We start from the raw sequence: 22,703 nt of genomic DNA, 5'->3' as shown, positions 1-22,703 counted from the left end.
TCCCTACTCATAAGCTTTTAATGAGGAGCAAGCCCCACATTTAGCACAGCCTGCTTTAGTTTGTTCAGAATTTAGCCCATATTGACGCAACTGATGACCAATTTTAGGGTAAAGCCTTTGCATGAAACTTTGTTCTGGTTTTGGATGATGTTGTAATGCTGTTCCCTGAATCGGAACAAAAGGAACAACAAAGGGATAAACCCCAATTTCTGCCAATCGTTCCGTCATAGTGACAATTTCTTCTTCAGTATCTCCCAAACCAGCCAGAATATACGTACTCACCTGCCCCCGACCAAACACCTGAACAGCAGCAGCAAAAGCAGCAAAATACACATCAAGGGAAACTTCGGCTTTTCCTGGCATAATTTTTTTCCGGACTCGATCACTGACAGCTTCAAGATGCATGCCTATAGATACTGCACCGGCATCTTTGAGTTTCTGAAACCATGTAAAATCATCTGGTGGTTCACATTGCACCTGTATCGGTAGATCAATCTGCGCCTTGATGGCTTTTACCGAGTCATACAAAATTTCGGCACCACGATCAGGTGTATTGGGTGTTCCAGTGGTAATCACCATTTGCGTTACACCGTCCAGTTCTACAGCCGCTTTGGCAACCTCTGCCAATTGTTCAGGGCGTTTCCGGATCAGTGTTCGCCCACCTTTTAAAGACTGATCAATCGAACAGAATTGGCAGGCTGTCGCCTTATCATTCATACGAATACAATGCTGTAATACTGTGGTTGCTAATACATCATGGCTGTGTAAAGTTGCAATCTGTTCATAAGAAATACCATCAGCTGTTGTCAAATCATAAAATCTTGGGCGTGCTGGTGCAGAAAGTGTAGCGACAGGGATCCGATTTTTAAATACGATTACATCTCCAGTTTCAGGATCTTTTTTACCACTGTAAGGAGAATCTTTTGATGCCAGATTCAAAACAGGAATCATTGAGGTCTGACCTTCAAGCGTCAGCGCCTTGTGATCACTTGGACCAGCTCCACCTTTACGGGAAAGTCCAACCTCCCCTTCCCATTTCAGACCGTTACATTGCAAATCACTTAATAACTCAATTGCAGACATAGCATTCTCCTCTTGATTTCATGTCATTTGCTAGATATCTTCTTCTGCAAACTCGGAGATTTTTTCCAATGTTCTTTTCGATATAGTGTCTACTTTAAATTCATGTAATACCTGTGTTGGGCGACGATCAATCAGAAGGCTTAATAACTCTGGACGACTATAATGTCCTACGGAATCCATCATGCGTTTACGTTTATCAATCAAGGAAAAATCCAGATCGGCAATACAATACCCTTCACCTTGTGTAATCGGTTCGGCTAAAAACTTGCCTTCTGGGGAAACAATCGCAGTGAAACATCCACCAGAAATTGGACCTATCTGACAGCCTGTGTCCTGCATAATTTGTTGTTGCTGTTCGGGATACAACCACGCTGTTGCATTCACGACAAAACAACCAGACTCCAAAGCATGGTGTTGAATGGTTGCACTGATTTGATCTGCAAAGATCTGTCCGACCAAAGAACCGGGAAACATTGCAGCATGAATCTGTTCGCCATCAGCCATCAAGGCAAAACGTGCCAATGGATTATAATGCTCCCAGCAAGCCAGTGAACCGATACGTCCAACTGCCGAATCGACTGCACGCAAACCACTGCCATCGCCTTGTCCCCACACCATACGCTCATGATAAGTTGGGGTGATTTTGCGACGATGCTGGATAATTGAACCATCAATATCAAACAATAATTGTGCGTTATAAATCGTGCCGCCTGCTCGTTCATTAATCCCAATCGACACCACCATGTTAGCTTCACGACATGCTGCACCAATCTGATTAGTCGCTTCCGATGGTACAATGACAGACTCTTTAAGTAGCTTTAAATGCTCTTTGCCCATTGCAAATGGTGGTTGAACAAAAGAGAAATAGGGGTAGTAAGGCACCACTGTTTCAGGAAAAACCGCAAACTGCACCCCCTGTTCACCCAGCTCCAAAATCGTGTCACAGATTTTTTTTACTGTACCCGATTGGCTATATAGCACTGGACTACATTGAACTGCTGCGGCTTTAATGATTTGGCTCATATCTTATTTCCCCCCTTATTTTTAGATGTTTATACAGTCCATGTATCAATAATTAATGCATTGTCACGCCGCATTAAAAGTTTTAGATCCATTACATCTAAAGGATTGATTGGGCGAATACCTTCAATTAATGCCTTTTCTGTTTGACCATATAATGCTTGTAATGCAAAGCGACAGGCATAGACCTCACCACCTTCTTGCATAAATGCTTTAAGTTGATTATTTACAGCCAAATGCCCAGGAAATGCTTCTGCTCCTAAAGTTGGAAAACCACGTTGTACGCCAAGTTGTACACCCGGACCATAGAGCAGAATTTTGGTTTCAAAGCCTTTACGCAATAAGCGTTTTGCCTGTAATACATTGACTAAACCAATCGAACCTTCAAAGGCCACTGTATGGAATGTCACCAAAGCCTTCTCACCCGGCTGTGCCTTTACGTCTTCAAACACTTTCTCTTCATAATCAACAAGAAAGTCACCTTCTTTGTATTGCTCAATATCAACTTTTGGCATAGCAGATCCTCTTTTAATACGACTGACAATCAACCATTTATTTGGTTTGTCCTTGTTATTGCGAGAGCTGTGCCAAGTTATTTTTTTAATAAAAAAATATTTATATTTAATTGAAATATAATATCTTATTTTTTATTTAGCGTAATTTTTGCATGATAAAAAACCACTAGGAAATTACGATTTTTCATAGTATTATGATTTTTCATAGTTAAAATTATGAAAGTTCATAGTATGCAAAACACTGATTTTATTTCTGACTGGAATGCCACTGAAGATTCTATTCGTCCACTGGCTTTTGAACACACATCTCAAGCTCTGATCGTGGTTGATCCCCATCAGAATTGTTTTGTTGATGTCAATATCGGTGCTACACAGTTACTCCGTTATAAGCGACATGAATTGATTCAAAAAAGTGTGACCTCAATTTTTGGACACTTCAGCCAGTTACCGCAACTTATTGCTTTTACTGAAGAGGCTTTAACAAAAGGCTGGGCTTGGAATAATGAATTATATGCCTTTGACAAGGATGGTGAAAAAATACAACTAGATGTGAACTCGGTTCTCATCACTTATAAAAATCGGTCATTACTGATTTGGGCACTTGTTGATGTTAAAGATTTAGAGTTACGTCAATTTAATAAAAATGCAGATAAAGTCATTAAAGCAGGCTTAAAGGAATGGCAGGCATTACAGGAACTATTTATTGATTCTGATACCGGTAAACATTTGCTTCTTAGTTCTGTTGGAGATGGTATTTACAGTATTAATAAACAAGGGTTATGTACCTTTATTAATCCTGTGGGCGCAAAAATGCTAGGCTTGGAACCTGAAGCTGTGCTTGGTAAAAATATTCATAAAATCCATCACCATACCCATGAAAATGGTGACCACTATCCAGTAGAACAATGCCCTATATACGCTGCTGTTCAGGATGGAATTGTACATAAAGGTATACAGGAAATTTTCTGGCGAAGAGATGGCAGTTATTTTCCCGTAGAATTTACCAGTACACCTATTATTCGTGATAGTGAAATTGTGGGTGCAGTTGTCGTATTCCGTGATATTACAGACCGTCTGAATACTGAAAAACAACTAACTCATGCCCTAGAAGAACTACAGGAATTAAAAAGTCGCTTAGAGCAACAAAATGAATATTTACAAGAAGAAATTCTACAAGAAAACCAATACCATGAAATTGTAGGGAGTAGTCCAGCAATTTTACAAATTATCGAAAAAATTAAAGTGGTTGCCTCAACTGATGCCAATGTAATGATCTATGGAGAATCAGGTACAGGTAAGGAATTAATTGCTAGAGCAATACACCAGTCAAGCCATCGCAAACAATACCCTTTGATTCGTGTCAATTGTGCCGCCATTCCATCTGAACTTTTTGAAAGTGAATTCTTCGGTCATGTTAAAGGAGCTTTTACAGGTGCAGTTCGTGATCGTGCAGGAAGATTTGAATTGGCAGATCAAGGGACGCTATTTCTTGATGAAATTGGAGAAATTCCCTTAGAATTACAAAGTAAATTACTACGTGTATTACAAGAAGGTACATTCGAGCGAATAGGTGAAGAAAAAACTCGACATGTAGATGTCAGAATTATTGCAGCAACCAATCGCAACCTGAAAGAAGAGGTAAAACTCAAGCATTTCCGTGAAGATTTATATTTCCGACTGAATGTATTTCCAATTTATTCACCAGCTTTACGTGATCGTAAACAAGACATTCCACTATTAGTTTCCCATTTTACCAAACTCATTAGTGATAGTCGGAAAATACAGTATCTACCATTTTCGCAAAAACATATTTTGGAACTACAACAATATGATTGGCCTGGTAATATTCGTGAATTACAAAATGTTATTGAACGAGCCTTAATTACTGCCAAGCAAGGGACTATTTCATTCAAATATCTTCTTGAGTATGACGATATACAGGAGCAAGTACATCAACATAATTACAGTAAAACATTATCAGAACAGGTTCTTACCATTGAACAGCTCAAAGAACTTGAAATCCAGAATCTGACACTGGCAATCAAGCAATGCCAAAATAAAATTTTCGGGGAAAATGGTGCTGCCAAACTATTAAATATTAACCCAACCACATTAATATCAAGGTTGAAGAAATTAAAAATAAAATACTAATTGATCAAATATTGCTATATTTATTCAGCTTTAAATTTCCTTTATAAAGAATATATCAATTTCTTTGATCAGTTGCACAATTCTTTGACTTAGAATAATATTTTTTAATCCTCATAATAATATTGTGCTGTCACAGAAATAGGTTTAGTTACAGAAATAGGTGTAGTTACAGGATAACTTTTAAAGTAATTAAAAAGTGGGAAAAGCTGATAATTAATTATTAAAGTATATTTTTCTGATCGGTAATCCCCCTAAAAATAACAAGCTCACTCCATCTACTCTATTAGTTTCCCTTTTACATACATAGACTATTTGGACAATGCTACTTCAGTATTTTAGTGTTGGTTGGCCAGCAAATAAAATACTTGAACTATTCTAACTTTATCTATAAATTAAAAAGCCAATGCCAACCCCTATAATTGAATAAACAATCATGATGAAAAATACAAACCAAGTTTTGTTTTTACGCTTTAAAAAATTTTTCATAACCAATTTAACCTAATTTAACGACCATACCCAAAATATTTTTCTCATCATCAGTAAAATCAAAAGAGCCTGTAAATTTCTGTTCATCATTGTGACCACTGTAGCCGGTACGATACGACTCAAAACTTTTATCTGATTTTAAGTTAATCTAACACCCCTTGCTTTACAATCAGGACAAAATGGAAAACATGGTACGTATGGAATTGCACCTGAATACTCACCAGCCCAAGCTTGAAGTTCAGGTGCAATATTTTTAAGCTCTACCGATGATTCATCTGCTAATGTTGCATTCTGTGAACTTTTATTTGAACAACCATACGAGATACTGAATACAATAAACGATAAGATCAAAGTTTTTTGCATCTGTATAATCCACCCAACATAGAGGTTCGTTAACAATAAAATTATGATTATTTTATATTATTTTTAAAATATACAAATCTTTCCTAAAATACTATAACAGAATAGTCAGATTTTTTAATTTTACTAGCTATCGCATTATATTACTTTATACCATTCACAATCGTATCAGCAGCATATTCAATATTTTTAGAGTTTAACTCTGCCACACTCAGCGTACCAGCAACAGCTAGCTATAGCTTATTTAGATCGAATTTTGATTTGTTTAGACACTTCAATTTGCAAAGATGATAGAATTTATGTTGATTTATCTATCAAATATAATGCAGCCGTTGCTTTACCAAAGGTAACAGGTACACATCCTGATCGTCCTAAAGCTTCAAAAGAATCACTCTACCTTCACCGACTAGGCAAGCAGACATATTTTTCCTGTGATAAACTTAATTGTTGCTGTGGTATAGATACAATAACCAAATTTGTCTTTTCAAATTGAACTCTTATTTTTTAACTTATCCAGATAGTCTAACCAAATCTGTATCATCACCTTACATTCTTCCAGATAATAGGAAGATTATACATACGCCTGTTGATTACACTGCTCACAAATTCCAATCTTCCTATTCTTACCAACCAGAATGTACTGTAATAATGCCCTAAAAATTCACTTGATCAATTATTTGTGTAGATATAACCATTTCAGAGTTTAAAATATCTGTATAGAAAACCAGATAGTTTGTCTAGACTTATCCAAATTTTCTCATTTTTAGTAATGCAATCAAAGTTTTATATGAAATATTACATGGGTTAAAATTTTAGATATAAAAAAACCTGTTATTCAACAGGTTTTTTTGAATCTTGGCAGAGGATCAATCCGCAAAAGCAACATCCGATATAGTCCAGAAATATATTATAAAACATTTAATATCAGATACTTAATAGAAATAATTATCCGATAGCATCTTGTATGATTTAACTAAATCTGCTACTTTAAGTGGGTTATTATGTGGGACAAAAATTACCTCTTATGCCTAAGAAAGCAAAAGAACTCTCTGCAATGAGTGTAGCAAAACTTAAGGAAAATGGTAGACATGCGGTTGGCGGTGTTGATGGCTTACATTTACGTATTGTCAATAATTCCCGTGCATGGGTATTACGTGTTGTAGTCGGACAACGGGCAAACGATTATGGTGAATTAAAAAATCATCGTCGTGATATTGGTCTGGGATCTTATCCGGAAGTTTCACTTGCAGAAGCACGAGAAAAAGCCCGTGAACTAAAAAAACAAATTCGTGATGGCGTTGATCCATTACATGAAAAACAACAACGATTAAATGAACTGCGTATTCAAAAACAACGAGAAAAAACCTTTCAGGAATGTGCTCAAATTGTCTTTGCAAATAAGGCTCGTGAACTCAGCAATGCAAAACATGCAACCCAGTGGGCCTCCACAATTGAAACTTACGTGTTTCCAACATTAGGCAATCGTATTATTGGAACCATCACCAAGGCTGATATTGCCTCTGTACTGGAACCAATATGGATTAAGAAAAATGAAACGGCCAAACGTATTCGAGGACGTTTGGAAAACATTTTTGATTATGCAAAAGCGATGGAATATGTCTCTGGAGATAATCCTGCTGCATGGAAAGGAAATCTTGAACCTATCCTTGGCAAACTCAAACGTGAAGTGAAATCACTTCCCTCCCTCCCCTATACTGATATCTCAAAATTCATGCAGCATCTACAAACTAAAGGCGGTATTGCTGCAAAAGCACTGGAATTTGCAATTCTGACCGCTTGCCGTTCTGGTGAAATCTTCGGAGCAACATGGGATGAAATAAATTTTGAATCAAAAGTCTGGACTATTCCCAAAGAACGTATGAAAGCTGGAAAAGAGCATCAAGTACCTTTATCTGATCCAGCCATTGCTATACTCAAATCTTTAGAATTAAATAAAAGTTTGGGTAAATATATTTTCGTAGCCCCTCGCGGTGGCATGTTATCTGATATGTCAATTACCTCACTTATCAGACGTATGCACGCAGAACAACTGGAAAAAGATGATATAGGCTATATAGACCCTAAACAAAATCGTATCATCACTACACATGGATTCCGTTCAACATTCCGTGACTGGTCAGCCGATAAGACTGAATATCCTAGAGAGGTCTGTGAGCACGTACTTGCCCATAAACTTCCTGACGATGTCGAGGCTGCTTATTTACGTGGAGCCTATCTTGAAAGAAGGAAAGCATTGATGGCTGATTGGGCAAAATTCTGTACTGGCGAAATTACATTTTATTTATAGTTTTTAGATTTCTATGCTAAAATTTCTCTATACAAAATAGCCTTTATTTGAGTAGACACAATGTTAAATACTTTTGAAAAAAAGAAACAATACATTCAACAAACCCGTTTAAAAAACTATCAAGCAAGTTTGGTACTTGAAGGCTTTCAGGTATCCTCTGTTGATCAACCACTCACCAAAGCACAATTGCTAAAAAAATATCAACAAACCAATAAAGGCTAAAAAAGTCGTGGATAAATATAGTGCTTCTGGCGACCAACTATAATCAAATCACTATTAATCCAATACACCAATTTAAAAAAAGACTATTAAAATTATATACTTATTAAATTATTTTGTATGTATTTTCTCATAATCTGACTATATATGTGTTAAAAATTTATACTGACAGTCTTAAATCAAATATCGGTAACTGTCAAATCAGGTTTAAGTCACTACAAGTTATTGTCCATAATATAATTTTCTCAGATTAACCTTGTAAATTAATATAGATAGGGTTTGGTGGTTCACTGCCAAACAGTTTTTTATCTCGTTTTTTTTGCCATTTTTTACAGCGATTATTAATATCATTCCTGAAACTTTGATAAAAATTTCGGAAAAGAACATTATCCTTTAATAAGGAATATTTCCATTTGTAAAATCTTGAATCTACAATTTTTGTAAGTAAAATCATATATTTCCAAAACTCTTCGTTATCCTCTGTAGATAACATTTTATTAAACCAATATTTAGACCAGATATTTCTTTCATATATATATAAAGATGCTTTGCATGCCTCTCCAATTATCCCATTGTAATCTTTGTATGTATCAAATAGTTCATCAGATAAAGAGTTTTCATCTAAACATCCAGCAACTAGAATTCCTCTAGCAACTTGAGATGGTTCTACACAATTTATTTTTTGATAAATGTAATCGTAAATAATTGTTTCATTATTATTTACTATTGCTGCAAGCACATGGGTGTATATTTGTTGATCTGAGAGTGCTTTATCTAGTAGTTCAAATCGATATGCATCTAAATCTCGATTTGAACTCCCCCAAATTGACATCTGTTTAAGTGGTATTTTTTCCTGACCAATTGTTATATTTGTATAAGAGTCACTATTGCTTATTTTATTCCAAAGAAATTGAGCCTTTTGGGCATCATTATCAGAATAAGTAAACGCCAGCAGTAATATAAAGTTATGAAATTTCGGAACATGAATACTTGGTAAATTAGAAAAAGTGATAAACCATTGATCTTTCAATTCAGGAGCTGAATTTACTATTCTAGCAAATGCTTCTGGTAACATTCCATTTGAGATAAGATCAGCACCTTTTGTCTTTAAATTATTTCGATAATTTTCAAATTTCTGATTTTGATTTTTTTGTCTTATATCAAAATCTTCTCCAGATTCTGAAAGTAACTTTAAGTGTTGTTCTAAGTTAACAGTTTCCTCTTTTCTTTCGATTGAAAATGATGAAGTAACATTTTTTTTAAGTGAAAAATTTTCAGTAATTTCTAAATTTGGAAAATCGATGTTAGCATTAATTAAAACTTTAAAAATAGTATCAATTGAATATGCTATTTTTCGCAACCCTATATTCGAAAGATAATCACCAGCATTACCATAAGCACGAGTATTAATATTTAATACTGCATTTTCATCATCCACTAAATTATTTTTTGCAGATAGTAGCCATAATAATGAGCCATAAAATAACTCATGATCATTAGCATCTGTTGTTAAACCTGACCAATTTATCTTCATGAAATCATTTAATAAATCTTTATCATCATAAATACTTATTGCTCTAAAAACTTGTGTTCTTATAAAGGAATTATCACTACTTAAATGTTCTTTTAAAATTTGCTTATACGTTTTCGTTAGAGCAATTTCCTTGGTATTGGCGTAATAAAGTAAATTTAAAAGTTGATGTTCTTGCAATTTAGTATCAAGAATTTGATCAAACTCTTCAGGAGTTAAAGATTGCATAATTTCAATCAGATTAATAAAAACATTAACGTCTTTATCGAAATTCATTAGAATTTCAATTTGTTGAATTGGTTTAATATGTGGAAGAATTTGCATGACTGAATATTGAGTGACAAAGTTTTTATCATTTTCAGTCAAACCATCAAATAACTCCGAATTTTTATTAATTTTATATAATTCTAATAATTTATCAACATGCTCTTTCATGCACAAAATATTATGTTGATCCACATTTAATATGCCACATCGTAAAGGGTATTTAGTTCGACACAAAATATTAGTAATTAATTCTCGATGTTTTGATATAATCTCTATTGGTCTAAAGCGTGCTAGACTAGTTTTAATATCATGTAGTAAAAGGCTTTTTGAAGTCTGATTTAAATCATTCCAGATTTGACTAACATCTAGTTCATTACATACTTGAATGGCTTTAACTATATTTTCGGGTTCAAGTGATTCAGGATTACATGGATCAGTAGAGCAATAGTTTTCTATTCTTCTCCATTCTCCAGAATAAGCATCATTTCTAAGTTGTTTAGCAAGATGTTCCGCAAATTTGGCATCACTGGACTCACCTGTTGCATAAAGTATTCTTATATAAGCCCATTGCGCCACAATTGAATTGTCTGAAGAATTCAAAATATTTGCTTCATTTAATAATTGCGTCCTTGTATTCTCCCAATCAACAAGGTTGTATCTAATTAAGCTAATAAAGTCTTTGTGTGGGGAATTATAACTTGAATTTAAACTACAGCCGAAGCTCCATTTAGTGAACTCAGGTGCCAAATGGGCTAATGGTTTTCCTGCTAAGATATGGAATGCCGTAATAACTAATGTATCAATATCTTTTTCATTTTCAGTCAATTGAGTAATTAATCTTTTTTCAATTGTTGATATTTTTTTTAATTTTTCAGAAATTTCGGCCTTATTTTTTTCCAATGCAATTAAGCGATCTTTATCGTCCTTTTTCGAAAAATGTGAAAGTTTTTTTTCTGGCGATAATGAATAATATTGTAACCATTTCTTTATAGATTCTTCGAGACATGGCCAAGATTCTGAAGTATGAGAAATACATATAATCGATTGTTGAACCCAATTAAAATTTGGTTGATTGCCCCCATCCAAACATAGTACTTCTAAAATATTTATAAAATCAGAGGTTTTCCTTTCAACAATCGTAGAAAAATAACCAAGGTGTGACTCATCAGTGTTTTGCAGATAAATAAAACATGAAACTAGTGCAGAAAGGACCTCTTTAGAATAATAATTAGGTTCAAAAATTAATATTGTAAGACTAGAGATAATAATATCTGAAGTTTTATCTAATGCATTTATCGGTTCAATAACTTTAGCTAAACCATCATCTAGATTTTTTCCATTTCGCTTCATTCTATTTAGCTGTAGGACGATTTCTAACCCTAATGAAAAACTTAACCCTTCATCTCTTAATTTATATGAATCAAGATCATTTTCCACAACTTCAAAAAAACGACCTTCAGCAACAGCATTTAGATTTCCTTTAAAATAATTCAAGTCATCTCTTTCATCCTTGACTAGCCTATTTATAATTTCCTGTGCATGATTTTGAAGACTTAATAAAAATGCAGAATATGATATATTTTCATAATTCTCTGATTCCATTTGTCTAATGTGTTCTAATAATATTCTATTGACATCCAACTCATCAATTTTCTGAATTTTTTGCATTTCGAATAAATTTAGAGAAATATTTAATAATCTGGGATTCAATAAAGAATATGCTACACTATGTGTAAGTAAAGTAGGATTAATTCCCCTTGAGGCTAAAATTTCGTTTCTTTCTTCTTTAGACCAATCTGTTATTGTTATTATTCCATAATTATCTATAATTTTTCTTTTGATTTTTTCATTAAAAAAGATGATTCTCGATGTAACTAAAATTTTTACTTTCTTTTTTTCAAATAAATGAGAAATTTTATTGATAATAAGAGACCAGTCTATATTTGGTTTTTGGTTTATTCCATCAATAGTTACTAATAGATTTATACGATTTTCATCTGGACCATTCCCCCACTTTTTGAATCTATCTGACCATTTTTTAAATGAGATTTCACTTTCTTCATCATTTGTTTGTTCTATAAGCTTTTTGATTAAAAATAGTTCCAAGTCATTATTACTAAATTGACTAAAATCTTGAGCAGTCAGAAAAATATGTAAAGGTCTATCTTCTAGCGATAGCCAACTTTGTGCGGCAAGCCATGACTTACCAACTCCTTCTTTTCCTAAGATAAAACTAATATTTTCTCTACATAAATTATTATGAATGCTTCTAATTAAATTTTCTCGAGGTAATAGTTTCGATAAACTTGCATCCTTAGGAGCTAAAGATTGACCAAAACTATGTTTTGCTACTCTATTATTGCTGAAAGATTCTAATAACCATCCTTGATTTTTTTGTGATAGAAATTTTAGCTCTTCTAGCTCTATATCTTTTTTTCTATGAAAGACATGACATTCAAAAAAATTATTGATTAAATTAAAGTCTAGTTTTTCAAGATTCTCTGCACCAAAATCGTTATGGTTTTCATTATGAATAATTATTGCTTTTGCAATTTGTTGAGAATGATCTTGATGATAAGTGAAAACGACCGAACCAGATATTCCTTTAAAATTATCTTTTTTTTCTACTAAATTTGGATTTGAACTTGAATGGCGATAAAGAATCAGAGATCCGAAATCTTTAGGTTTATCTAGATCTAAATTAATCCAATCGTTATCCTTTTCATTGAAACCTCTTGCCAGATAAGAGTCAGTATAAATTTCTTCATTAATGATTAATTTATTAGCAACCTTTTTATTAACCTCAATAATCGTAAGGTCTTTATTTTTATCATAAAATATTTTACTAATACTTAGTTTTTCTTGACTTTTCTCCTGTAATAAATCGATGTTTTCTATAGCAAATTCTTTGGGACACGTTCTACAACATCCATCTATTTTATCCTTGTACAGGTCACAATTATCCTTTTGATCACAAATACTATGCTTAGAAGTTATAACAAATGATTTTGCCTCATCATATGATAAAAAAAGATACCCCGTAGATTCCGAATTTAGGGTTATAACTTTGATTAAACTCTCATTATTCATAGTATATTCAATTAGATAAATGTTTGATGAAATTTAATAGCTCTATAAGCTTATGAAACTATAGCTCAAGAGCTCTTCACTTTTTGAAAAAAAGTACTTTGCTGAAGTGCTGCACTTCTTCGATCACCGTGATCAACCAACCAATCAATAATTTTTAAGAATTTTTGTCGTAACTCTATTGGCATAAACTGTTCCTTATCTATAAAAATTTGGATAAGGCAAGATATCCTTTGATATACTTGCTCATTCCAATTCAATTGCTCATCTAATAATAGTAGTTCTAAGATTTGATCAGCATAAATATTTGATGGATAATTTTGGATTGATCGCTCGCACAATTTCAAGAATAGGTGAATAACATATTCAGTCCAACCTACCGCTCGGACATACTTACTAACTAAAGGTAAGATTATATCTATTTCAGACCAATCACCATTCACAAACCTGCTGGCTAAAGGTGCATTTTGATCTAATGATACATACATCAGCGATTTTGCAATCTTAGGTAGAACAAAGCCTGAAATTTGTCCTGCTCTATAACCTTCTTTATCAAAACAGGATGCATGTAAAAAACGTTCCAAGCATAAGTCTAAAACATCTAACGCATTTTTAGGTATGTTCTGTGCATCATAAATATAACGACAAATATAATTTTCAATGAACAAATAAAGCATCTCCCAACAAGCATCTGTTTTAAGGTTAAGAATAGGCATAAGGAATTGTGATTTGATTTCTTCTGTAGGAAATATTCCAACAACCCTAGCTAAGGCACTAGATAAGCTATGATTCCATTCATAAATAATATCTTTATCATCAAACCTCTGACTCTCTTCGAGCCAAGAAGGTTCTTGTTTTTCTATAGTCCATTCTAAGCAACTTTTTAAAAAATCGAGAATATAGGTTTGAGAGGTATCATGAAGTAATTCCTCAGGCAGTAAATGAATAACTTTTTCTGAGAACTGATAATCCCATTGAGTATTTGATTTTACCCACTTTGAATAATTTTTATGAAGACCTAATCTAGGCTTATAGCCCACTCTTTGCTTATTTATTATGTCAGTACTTCTTTTATCTGTTTCTCTTTTCTTTTGAATTGTTTCTTCATCTAGTTCTACCCAAGGAGCATCAGGTATTGGTAATGCACACCACTCATCTTTAGATTTAAAATAGTTGTTTAAATGTTCATACACCTGTTTTAACTCTTGTTGTGCTTCTGGATATTTATCTGATCGATAGATTCGATATTTTAAATGATTTTTACATAGAGCAAATGCAAAATAAATTGCAGACCAAGTCAGTTTAGGATGTTTATCAAATAATTTAAGACATTCTTTTAGTGCCACTAATGAAATTTCGTGAGATGGACTCTCTATAATATTGATTAGATTTTTAAACGTTGAATCATCCATGCTGTCATGAATAATTTCGCTCGATAAAGCCTGTGCAAGAAATTTCTTCGGATGAAAAGTTAAGCAAGCTTGTGGACACCCTACTTCATAAGAACTATATGGTAATCGGACTGCTTGGTTTAAAATATCACGAGCCCATTCTAGATCACTTTCTTTAAGATCTGTTCTAAATACTAAGATCATGGTAGCTAATGCACTAGAAGCGTTTTGTTTCATTCTTCTGGTTACATATGAGTCATCATCTATCTCACAAGAATCAAGAAATAAGCTATCTTCTTCTACAGTTTTTAAGAATTCAATAACTGATTCTATAGTGTAGTTATTTTGAATTATATTAGCTTCTAATGATTTCTCAGCCCAATATGTAATGTTGGAACATATTGAAAATTCATTTAGTTGTTTATGTTCTTCCGATTCAGCTTGCTTTTTATGCTTAGGATGTTCAAAGAAGAAATTAATTTGATTCTCATCAATTTCTTGGTAAAAGTAATTCTTAGTATTGGCATATTCAGCGTAAAAATCAGCCCGCTCTTTTAAAAAATTGATAATAGAGTGATCTTCCTTTTCATGCTCAAAATTAAAAGGAAGATCGGCTTTAAGATTAGATAATTTATCTTTAGTTAAGTCACTAAATTCAGGATTTATAAAGTAATCTAGTAATAATAACTCTAATTTTGATTTGTAATCTTCTTCATTGTAGTGATGAATTACAGTTTCAATATTTTGTTTGAATCGATAATTATCTAATTCTAATATTTTTAAATTAGTAACAAATGGAAATATAGAGTTAGAAATAACTTGCTTGTTTAGAGCTAAAACACTTACTACACCAAGAATTGCTACTGATTCATGCCCTGATGTGATTTTTTGAATGAGTTCATCAAAATCTCTACCCTTTCCAAGCTGATCAAAACCCCATTTTTCTAATGCCATATAGGCCGATGAAATCGCATTATTTATCCAAACAGGTTTTTTCCAGATATATTGCTTTTCATTTCCCCAAAATTCTTGCGCTCCCCAGGGAAATTCAATGATAGTTGGTAGTGGTACTTGTTCAGAAATTTCACATAATTGTTTCCACGCTTGAATAGCATGGTTAGATAGGTCACATATGAGCTGTAATCCATTATCTTCCGAATACTTCAATAATGAAGAAAATGGTTCTTTTAAAGGTGAGCTAGGATAAAAGTGTCTAGATTCATATTTAATTGATAAATTTTCCCAATCCTTACTCTGAATTTGTTGATATGGTGCTTGATGAAAAAATAAGGCACGACGATCAATCCTTAATTGTTCTTCTTCTGATCTTTCTTCTTCAGGTTTAGCCAGTAACTCTTGATAATATTGCTTTGTTCTTTGATAGCTCCTTTCCTCACGTTCTATACGTGCTTTAGGCAGTTCATCTAATAAAAATTTTAGCGTTAAATCAGCAAGTAATTTTGGATGATGTTGTGAAATAAGGGGTGAAGCACCTACTATATGTGCATAAATATCTCTAGATACTTCATTTTCCAAGAGTAGAAAGTTTAAATATCTTTCCATGTAGGATGGATTTGATTGTATTGAAACTAAAATTAAATTAATTAGCCTAGACTTAAAATCTTTTAAGTTAACTATTTGTCCCCAAGTGCTAGATCTCTCTTTTTTAGAAATTTCTAAAAGCCAGTGAATTGATACCTCCAAAAGCATTCCAGACATTTGATTTGAAGGTATATGAATACCTACATACTGCCAAACCTCAAAAACTCTTAATATTTTCGGATATAATTGATGTGGAGTACTTGGTATTGATGTCAAAACATATTCTAAAAGTGTCCGCCATAAGAATGCATCAGATGGCCAAGGGTGTTGAATAGCAAATTGTAATTTATCAGGCTGTTCCAAGAATATTGGATTTGCCTTTGTTTTCTCTGCTTGAAACCATGTTAATAACTTATTAAAAAGATCGAAATCCTTTTCGTATAAAACTTGTGTATATCCTCTACTCAACTCAATGAATTTTGGGTGTCCGATTGGTCCAATCAGCCATGCTCTTAACCATTGTGATCTGAGTTCTTTAAATTTTGGGTTTTCTAAATGATTCACCCACTGATCATCAATAAATTCTCGTTGTGCAAGCAATTCTACAACCCTACTTATATAAGGAGGTTCCCCAAAGGTTTCTATTTTATTCAACCAGTTTAGTTCTTCTTCTAAAAGAAGATAAAATAATGACCACTCATAAAATATGTCATGTGTAAAATCAACAGTAGAACTTTTAGAATTTACATGAACTATCCCGTCTACTACCAAGCTATCTAAAGCGTCGATAGGTTGAATCTCTCTACGCTTGACACTACAGCTAAGGTTTAGAGATTTAAGTTCAGAAAGTCTTTTTAAAAAATCTTGTCGATTATAAATAGATTGACCAGTTGCATTAAATCCGCCCCGTTCCCACCATGCATCTATTAGTTCTAGTTCTGACTCAGGTTCAAAATTATTGGCTTTTAAACTTGTTAAAACTTTAGCAAAAAACGGACGTCTAATGATATCTTTGACTTTATTATTACTAAATAATAACTGCTGAATACTTGGAATTTTTTGAGCTAATGCGTAACACTCATCATCATTTAAAAGTTCTATGTTGATAGTTTGGATATTAGTATTCTTTAAAAGAGCACCGATCCATATTTTTAATGGTTCAAGTCCAGTATCTCTTAAAGTTGTAACAATTTTCCAATTGGTTAAATCAGGATTTTTAAAAATTGTACGAATTAAATCTTCAATAATTGGTTTGCTGTTTTCACTAACTCTGTCTATACCATCAATAAAGACAATAGGAGCCCCCCCAACAACTTCCAAACTTATTAGCCACTCTGAAATTGAAAAACTCGGTAATCCAACTCTAGATAGATATTCTAACCAATTATTACTTCCCGTAAGTTGATCTGATTTAATGAATAAAAATGGTAAATTATTAGCTTTTGACTCAGCGATTTGTCTTAATAGAACTGATTTACCTGTACCTGACAAACCAGTAATTTGTATAAATCTGCCTAAATTTAGTTTATCTTCAAACTCTTTGTGTAATATAGGTCTAGATAACTCTACCCCATCAATCATCTTTGAAACTAATTCTAAACTTTGTTGACTAATATCTTTAATTTTCTGTACTTCTGGAATATATAATCTTTGATCAAAGACCTTACATTCGAAAAAATCATTGATTTCACTAAAATTTAAAGTTTCAAGACCTTCAGCTCCAAAATCATTATGATTTTCATTATGGATGATAAGTGCTTTTGCTGTCGGGTATTTTTCATGTTGTGTAAAAATTAATGAACCTGAAATCCCTTTAAAATTATCTTCTTTTTCTATTAGGTTAGGAGTTGGATCGGAATGTAGATTGTAATAAATGAGTGTATTAACGACTCTGGGCACGTCAAATACTAATGGTGTTACACCAAAATCTCTACTATTAAACCCAAAACTTACATAGTAATCACTAATGTTTTTTTCATTAATAATTAAAGTATCATGAGCTGTTTCAGTTACATTGATAATGACTAAGTCTTTTGCTTTGTCATAATATATTTTTTCTATATGAAGTGAAACATCATTACCATTACTGAGTAATTGAATTTTTTGAGTATCAAACTCTAGTGGACAGGTTCTGCAACAATCTTTAACTGAACTCTCAATAAGATCACAAGTACTTCTGAACTCGCAAATACTATGCTTTGACGTGATGACAAATGATTTATTGTCATCATAGGATTTGAAAAAATATCCACTAGATTCGTTTTGGAGTACTTTAACTTGTATTAGATTACTTGTATTCATAGCAAAGTGTATTCACTCCATTAGTCGGATATGTTTCATTAATACTAAAACCTAGACTTTTAAAATCATCAATTTTTGCCGATAGACTAGGATTATTTGAGCTTAAATGAAGGGTTTGATTTTTATCCAAGCTTAGTATTCTAGCTAAAGTAGTATTATTAGGATGCTTATGATGTGTCTCGTTGTCTGCACATAAGATATATTCTGTCTTACCTAAAAGCTTTAATAATTCAATATTTGTATTTCGTTCACTTCCATGATGAGAAATTTTTACCACATCAAATTGATGATTGCCAAAACCTGCAATTTTAAGACCTTCAATTACATCCTCAGCATGAGCATCCCCTAGAAAAAGCCCTGAGAATCCTCTGTACTCAACAACTAAGCCAATACTTGACTTATTTGTGATAGAAGTATCTTTTGTAAAAACATCTTGATCAGATTGTATTTTTTGTAAAGCATTCGCAGGTTTTATCTCTTCAGTTATCGAACTTGAAATTTGTTTTGGCTTTTTCTTTTTTTCTTCTCTTTCTTTTTTAGCATCAGCGTCTTTTAACATTCGCTCTAGGGTTTCAACTGTTGGTGTTATTGCAATTAATTTAATATCTCTGAATATTAACGGAGTAGAATTTCGTGTCAAACATTGAATTTGAATTCCACGTTCTTCCAATAATTTTTGTCTAAGGATATTATCTTGGTTATATGAAATTTGTTTCTGTGAACTTTTTATAATATCAGGAATATCTTGAAGACTATTAAAAATAATAGTGTTAATTTTGATAGGAGTATCGAGCAAAAATTCAAATCCACCGATGTGGTCATCATCATTATGAGTGACTATCGCTATATCAATAACACTATTTCCACCTAAAATCTTTTCTATATTAGCTAGTACACCTCTACGAGCTTTGAATGATTTTGGACCACAATCGATTAGAATTTTTGAGTGATCGAAATAAAGAAGAATGCAATCCCCATGAGCCGCATCTATTACATGAATCTTTAACATTAATATTTATATAAAAGGTAATATTTTATAGATATTTTATCTATTTTTATGCAGAATGAAACCAGTTTTCAAATTAAGTTCATGAAATTATTTTCTTATATATTTAACAATAAAGCTTAATTTAGTCCTTACACTAAAAATAATTGGCGACCTAGCAACTATATTTCTTCCATCAAATGAAGAATATAGGCTCTTGAACTGTGCTGAACTTTTTACAATACACATTTTTCAGATGAGGACATCGATCTCGGATATGAAAAATATACTTTTGGCTAGCAATCAAATTGGTGTGGTTTCTACTTTTTCTGAACTTGTAAATTTCAATTTTCAAGGAGATAAGAATGCTATTTGCTGGTACAGAAACTTGGTTGGTGATTTTAAAGAGATTGTGGCTAAACTTAAGTTAAATGAGAATATTACAGAAGTTTCCGTTGAGGATCTTTTAGCCCTGCAACTTTCAAAAAAAGGTAACCTAGCAAGGACAGTTATCCTAGAGGATCTACAGCTATTAACTGATTTCGGAGCCTCTCCCTCTCTTAATTTAATTAAAAGTTATGAACGTGATGAAGAACTAGATTTTATTTCAACAGATGTATATTCATATCATGTTGATCGCTCCCCCATCGAAACGGATACTTTTTTATGTACTTATTATGGCGCTACGAGTGATATCCTGCCTAATGCTCAGGTTGAGCAAAAGATTTTAATTCCAGAAATTAGGGAAAAACTTAAAAAATTACATGACGGCCCAGAAGCTGAATTTGAAAATTTTCTAGAAGACTATTTTTTTGATTTACATTATCAGCCTAAACCTAATGCAAAACCTGTAAATTTAGGTTTAGGAAATCTTTGGCGCTTGGCGGTGGATCATTCAACACAACAAGTCTTACCTTGTGTTCACAGAGCACCTGCTGAAAAAGATAGTGAATTTAGACTACTATTAATTTGTTAAATATTTATTCGATTTATAGCGGTTAAAGCTCATAATCAATGTAATTTATATTTTAGGTCGCTATAAACATCACAAACCAAATTTAGATAGTGTTCTCCCCTTTCTCGGAAATTGCTCTGTGGAATTTAAAGCTATTCATTCTTCCAAGTGTTTACAGGCTGACTATGTTATTCTTGTAGGATTAAATAGTGGTAACAGTGCTTTCCCTTCTGAGAAAGAGGACGATCCTCTTTTGAATCTAGTGCTACCTCAACCTGAAACACATGCTTTTGCTGAAGAACGCCGTCTGTTTTATGTAGCCCTAACTCGTGCAAAAGAAAAAGTGTTTCTTATAGGTGAACGCAAATCTATTTTCCTTGAGGAAATTATAAATGATCCAGATTTAAAATCATTTATTTATATTCCTGAAAAGGAGAATGTATCTATCAATCACAGCATACCTCCTGAATGGAGATGTCCGAAATGTAATCAAGGACGTATTTGGAAAAAAACAGGACCGTATGGTGAATTTATGGCTTGTAATCGTTACCCAAGTTGTAACTATAAAAGAAACCTAAGGCGTTATTAAATATCAGTAACTGCCAGATTGGAATTAGTACAGCTCAAAAAATAAAAGAAATTCACTTCATTTAAGCTTCTTCTCGTTTAGCAATCTTCAACTCAAGCCAATCATAAATTTCCTGTGATACCCAACCCACTCGAACCTCTGTTAAACGAACAGGTTTAGGAAAAGTTTCATCGTAATATCTGGATTTGGGATTAATCATTTCATAAATAGTTGAACGACTTAATGCCGTTACTTCAATCACAACTTTAATGTTAAAAATTTTGTATTGATATTCAGTAGATTGCATGGTTCAAACTCCCAGTTGGTGCTTGAGAGGTATTTCTCTCTATACCATACAGGTTGCTGTATTTTTTAACTAAAAGCCCATACTGATAAAACCCATGACAGCCTTGAAATCATTTGATTTGGATTTATATCTATCACCTAGGTGCCTAGATTCCATATAAAACATAAAACTTTAGCCTGTTTTTTCACAATAAATCGTACCATTTCAATTGACTAACTCCCCCCATAAACTTATCATTTCCTTGCTGACCTACATCGTCAGTCGGTTTTGACAGACCGTTCATACAGCGCATCAGAATTATGTTTTTTGAGCATAATTTTCGTGTGAAACCTTCTCGTCCCCCTTTGCGGTAGAACGGGAGGGGGACGCTTCATGCGTGCTGGTTTCTGTATGTCCAGTCTGTCAACCCCCTTTCGTTCTGCCACCATAATCAATTGACAGTGATTCGGTAGAACTTCCTTATACATACAGGAGTTACCACCATGCAAATTCTTGCACCCTCTTTATTCAAAAAATCAGTTCAGCTATTGGCTGTTGCTGCACTATTTTCCACTTCTAGCCTTTATGCTGCCAGCATCACCGTTAAAGTAAAAAACAACATTCAATGGAGTGAAGAAGCTGCTTTTTTTCCAACCAATAAAGGCAACATTTCTATCTATGCTGTTGACCTCACGCCTAAGCAATATCAAAACCTCAAATCCGTTAAAAAAGGCGATTGTATTCAGATCATCGCCAAAGACCAAAAGTTTGAAAGCTATGAAGGCATTACTACCATCATGGAATTTCAGAATGCCAAAAAAGTAACCTGTAAATAAAGGCTTGCTTGCTTTTACTTTAACTTTTTTAGTTATGGTTGCGTCAGTATGTTGATACTTTTGGCTTGAATACTATCCAGCGCTTTATTTTCATTGGGGTTTGTTTAGCCATGGGGCTGGATGAGTTATTTATTACATCCAGAATTAATGACATGAATCATATCTAAAAAAATAATAACGAACGGAGTAACAATGAAAATTTATTTATCTGCCTTGTCACTGGTATTGCTGGGCATGTCAGTGACTGGTTGTACAAGCAAATCTGAACGTGAATTTGTTAAAGGCTGCAAAATGGGCGGTGCTGATAGCTCTACCTGTGAGTGTGTCTATGAAAAAATTGAAGATAAATATGGTTCAGATCGACTAGAGGAAAAGTTTTATATCATTAGCCAAACAGCGGAATTTCAAAATGAAATTGTACGATATGGCATGCAATGTATGAAGGAGTAGGCTTATGCGTATTCTTGCAGGCATTCTGGTTGTGGTGATTGTTGTGGCATTTCTAGGTTTACCATTTATTGGTTTTATGATTCTAGTCGGTCTATTTATGCTGCTGGTTAATTTTACTGTAGGTGGGGATAAAAAATGAAAGACAACATTAAAGCATGGGTGATTGGTGGATATTTTATTATTGGGTTCTTCTTTGCGGTGTATCAGCATTTCTGGGGACAGTATAACGATAAGTCCTTTATGTTTAATTTAGGTCAAGGGCTGGTCTGGCCTGCGGTGATGTTTCCTTCTGTGGGTAAGTTTATTGGTGGTGTACTGATTTTACTCATCATCGGTACGCTGATTTTACGTTCCAAATAATT

17 protein-coding genes and 1 pseudogene are annotated in these 22,703 nt (G+C 33.3%); 9 read left to right on the top strand and 9 right to left on the bottom strand.

All coding sequences use genetic code 11. The features are described from left to right. Positions 1–3: 3 nt before the first annotated feature. The 3 genes from CRO21_RS11995 to CRO21_RS11985 are packed head-to-tail and all read right to left on the bottom strand — an operon-like array spanning position 4 to position 2,618. A complete protein-coding gene (locus CRO21_RS11995) occupies positions 4–1,083 on the bottom strand; it encodes an MSMEG_0568 family radical SAM protein (RefSeq protein ID WP_097079555.1) in 1,080 nt (359 codons plus the stop codon). A gap of 30 nt (positions 1,084–1,113) precedes the next feature. Further along, positions 1,114–2,106 (bottom strand): Nit6803 family nitrilase, encoded by a 993-nt coding sequence (locus CRO21_RS11990; protein ID WP_097079554.1) that lies wholly within the window; start codon positions 2,104–2,106, stop codon positions 1,114–1,116. A 29-nt stretch (positions 2,107–2,135) separates the two neighbouring features. Beyond that, on the bottom strand, positions 2,136–2,618 hold the full coding sequence (locus CRO21_RS11985; protein WP_072618497.1) for an MSMEG_0572/Sll0783 family nitrogen starvation response protein: 483 nt from the start codon (positions 2,616–2,618) through the stop codon (positions 2,136–2,138). 216 nt (positions 2,619–2,834) lie between these two features. Here CRO21_RS11985 and CRO21_RS11980 point away from each other — a divergent pair, with 216 nt between their 5' ends. After that, positions 2,835–4,769 (top strand): sigma 54-interacting transcriptional regulator, encoded by a 1,935-nt coding sequence (locus CRO21_RS11980; RefSeq protein ID WP_097079553.1) that lies wholly within the window; start codon positions 2,835–2,837, stop codon positions 4,767–4,769. Positions 4,770–5,150: 381 nt separating this feature from the next. Here CRO21_RS11980 and CRO21_RS17720 read toward each other — a convergent pair whose 3' ends face one another. Both CRO21_RS17720 and CRO21_RS11975 read right to left on the bottom strand, forming a co-directional pair. After that, positions 5,151–5,255: a hypothetical protein gene (locus CRO21_RS17720; protein WP_228150433.1), complete on the bottom strand. Its 105-nt coding sequence runs from the start codon at positions 5,253–5,255 to the stop codon at positions 5,151–5,153. A 138-nt stretch (positions 5,256–5,393) separates the two neighbouring features. Next, positions 5,394–5,618 (bottom strand): hypothetical protein, encoded by a 225-nt coding sequence (locus tag CRO21_RS11975; RefSeq protein WP_097079552.1) that lies wholly within the window; start codon positions 5,616–5,618, stop codon positions 5,394–5,396. Positions 5,619–6,639: 1,021 nt separating this feature from the next. On the opposite strand from CRO21_RS11975, the gene CRO21_RS11970 reads away from it, so the two are divergent. After that, the gene (locus tag CRO21_RS11970; RefSeq protein ID WP_097079663.1) at positions 6,640–7,923 is read left to right on the top strand and encodes a tyrosine-type recombinase/integrase; all 1,284 of its coding nucleotides are present in this window, start codon (positions 6,640–6,642) and stop codon (positions 7,921–7,923) included. Positions 7,924–7,983: 60 nt separating this feature from the next. After that, positions 7,984–8,145 (top strand): YhfG family protein, encoded by a 162-nt coding sequence (locus CRO21_RS11965; protein WP_097079551.1) that lies wholly within the window; start codon positions 7,984–7,986, stop codon positions 8,143–8,145. Positions 8,146–8,392: 247 nt separating this feature from the next. Here the strand turns inward: CRO21_RS11965 and CRO21_RS11960 are convergent, their stop codons facing one another. The 3 genes from CRO21_RS11960 to CRO21_RS11950 all read right to left on the bottom strand — a co-directional run bounded on the left by CRO21_RS11960 (position 8,393) and on the right by CRO21_RS11950 (position 19,270). Continuing rightward, positions 8,393–13,030, bottom strand: a complete 4,638-nt coding sequence (locus CRO21_RS11960) for a hypothetical protein (RefSeq protein ID WP_097079550.1) — start codon at positions 13,028–13,030, stop codon at positions 8,393–8,395. Positions 13,031–13,095: 65 nt separating this feature from the next. Beyond that, positions 13,096–18,261: an NACHT domain-containing protein gene (locus CRO21_RS11955; protein ID WP_228150432.1), complete on the bottom strand. Its 5,166-nt coding sequence runs from the start codon at positions 18,259–18,261 to the stop codon at positions 13,096–13,098. Further along, positions 18,248–19,270 carry a ComEC/Rec2 family competence protein gene (locus CRO21_RS11950; RefSeq protein ID WP_097079549.1) on the bottom strand — a complete coding sequence of 341 codons (1,023 nt, stop codon included), beginning with the start codon at positions 19,268–19,270 and terminating at the stop codon, positions 18,248–18,250. The genes CRO21_RS11955 and CRO21_RS11950 overlap by 14 nt, the downstream gene beginning before the upstream one ends. A gap of 253 nt (positions 19,271–19,523) precedes the next feature. Here CRO21_RS11950 and CRO21_RS11945 point away from each other — a divergent pair, with 253 nt between their 5' ends. Beyond that, positions 19,524–20,222, top strand: a complete 699-nt coding sequence (locus tag CRO21_RS11945; RefSeq protein WP_097079548.1) for a DUF1826 domain-containing protein — start codon at positions 19,524–19,526, stop codon at positions 20,220–20,222. 43 nt (positions 20,223–20,265) lie between these two features. Next, positions 20,266–20,790, top strand: a pseudogene (locus tag CRO21_RS11940) (3'-5' exonuclease); the annotation flags it as partial. A gap of 61 nt (positions 20,791–20,851) precedes the next feature. Here CRO21_RS11940 and CRO21_RS11935 read toward each other — a convergent pair. Then, positions 20,852–21,076 (bottom strand): helix-turn-helix transcriptional regulator, encoded by a 225-nt coding sequence (locus tag CRO21_RS11935; RefSeq protein ID WP_097079547.1) that lies wholly within the window; start codon positions 21,074–21,076, stop codon positions 20,852–20,854. A 482-nt stretch (positions 21,077–21,558) separates the two neighbouring features. Here CRO21_RS11935 and CRO21_RS11925 point away from each other — a divergent pair, with 482 nt between their 5' ends. From CRO21_RS11925 to CRO21_RS11915, 4 genes are all read left to right on the top strand, one after another. Beyond that, on the top strand, positions 21,559–21,891 hold the full coding sequence (locus CRO21_RS11925; RefSeq protein ID WP_097079545.1) for a hypothetical protein: 333 nt from the start codon (positions 21,559–21,561) through the stop codon (positions 21,889–21,891). Between the two features lie 192 nt (positions 21,892–22,083). Next, positions 22,084–22,341 carry a hypothetical protein gene (locus CRO21_RS11920; protein ID WP_097079544.1) on the top strand — a complete coding sequence of 86 codons (258 nt, stop codon included), beginning with the start codon at positions 22,084–22,086 and terminating at the stop codon, positions 22,339–22,341. 4 nt (positions 22,342–22,345) lie between these two features. Further along, entirely contained in the window at positions 22,346–22,480 is a 135-nt protein-coding gene (locus tag CRO21_RS17810) for a hypothetical protein (RefSeq protein ID WP_265734864.1), read from the top strand. After that, on the top strand, positions 22,477–22,701 hold the full coding sequence (locus CRO21_RS11915) for a hypothetical protein (protein WP_097079543.1): 225 nt from the start codon (positions 22,477–22,479) through the stop codon (positions 22,699–22,701). The genes CRO21_RS17810 and CRO21_RS11915 overlap by 4 nt, the downstream gene beginning before the upstream one ends. Positions 22,702–22,703: the final 2 nt, after the last annotated feature.

The sequence above is a fragment of the Acinetobacter puyangensis genome (assembly GCF_900096995.1).
GTDB classification, from domain to species: Bacteria; Pseudomonadota; Gammaproteobacteria; order Pseudomonadales; family Moraxellaceae; genus Acinetobacter; species Acinetobacter puyangensis.
Note: the sequence above shows the minus strand (reverse complement) of the source record. Positions and strands in the feature narration are given on the sequence as shown.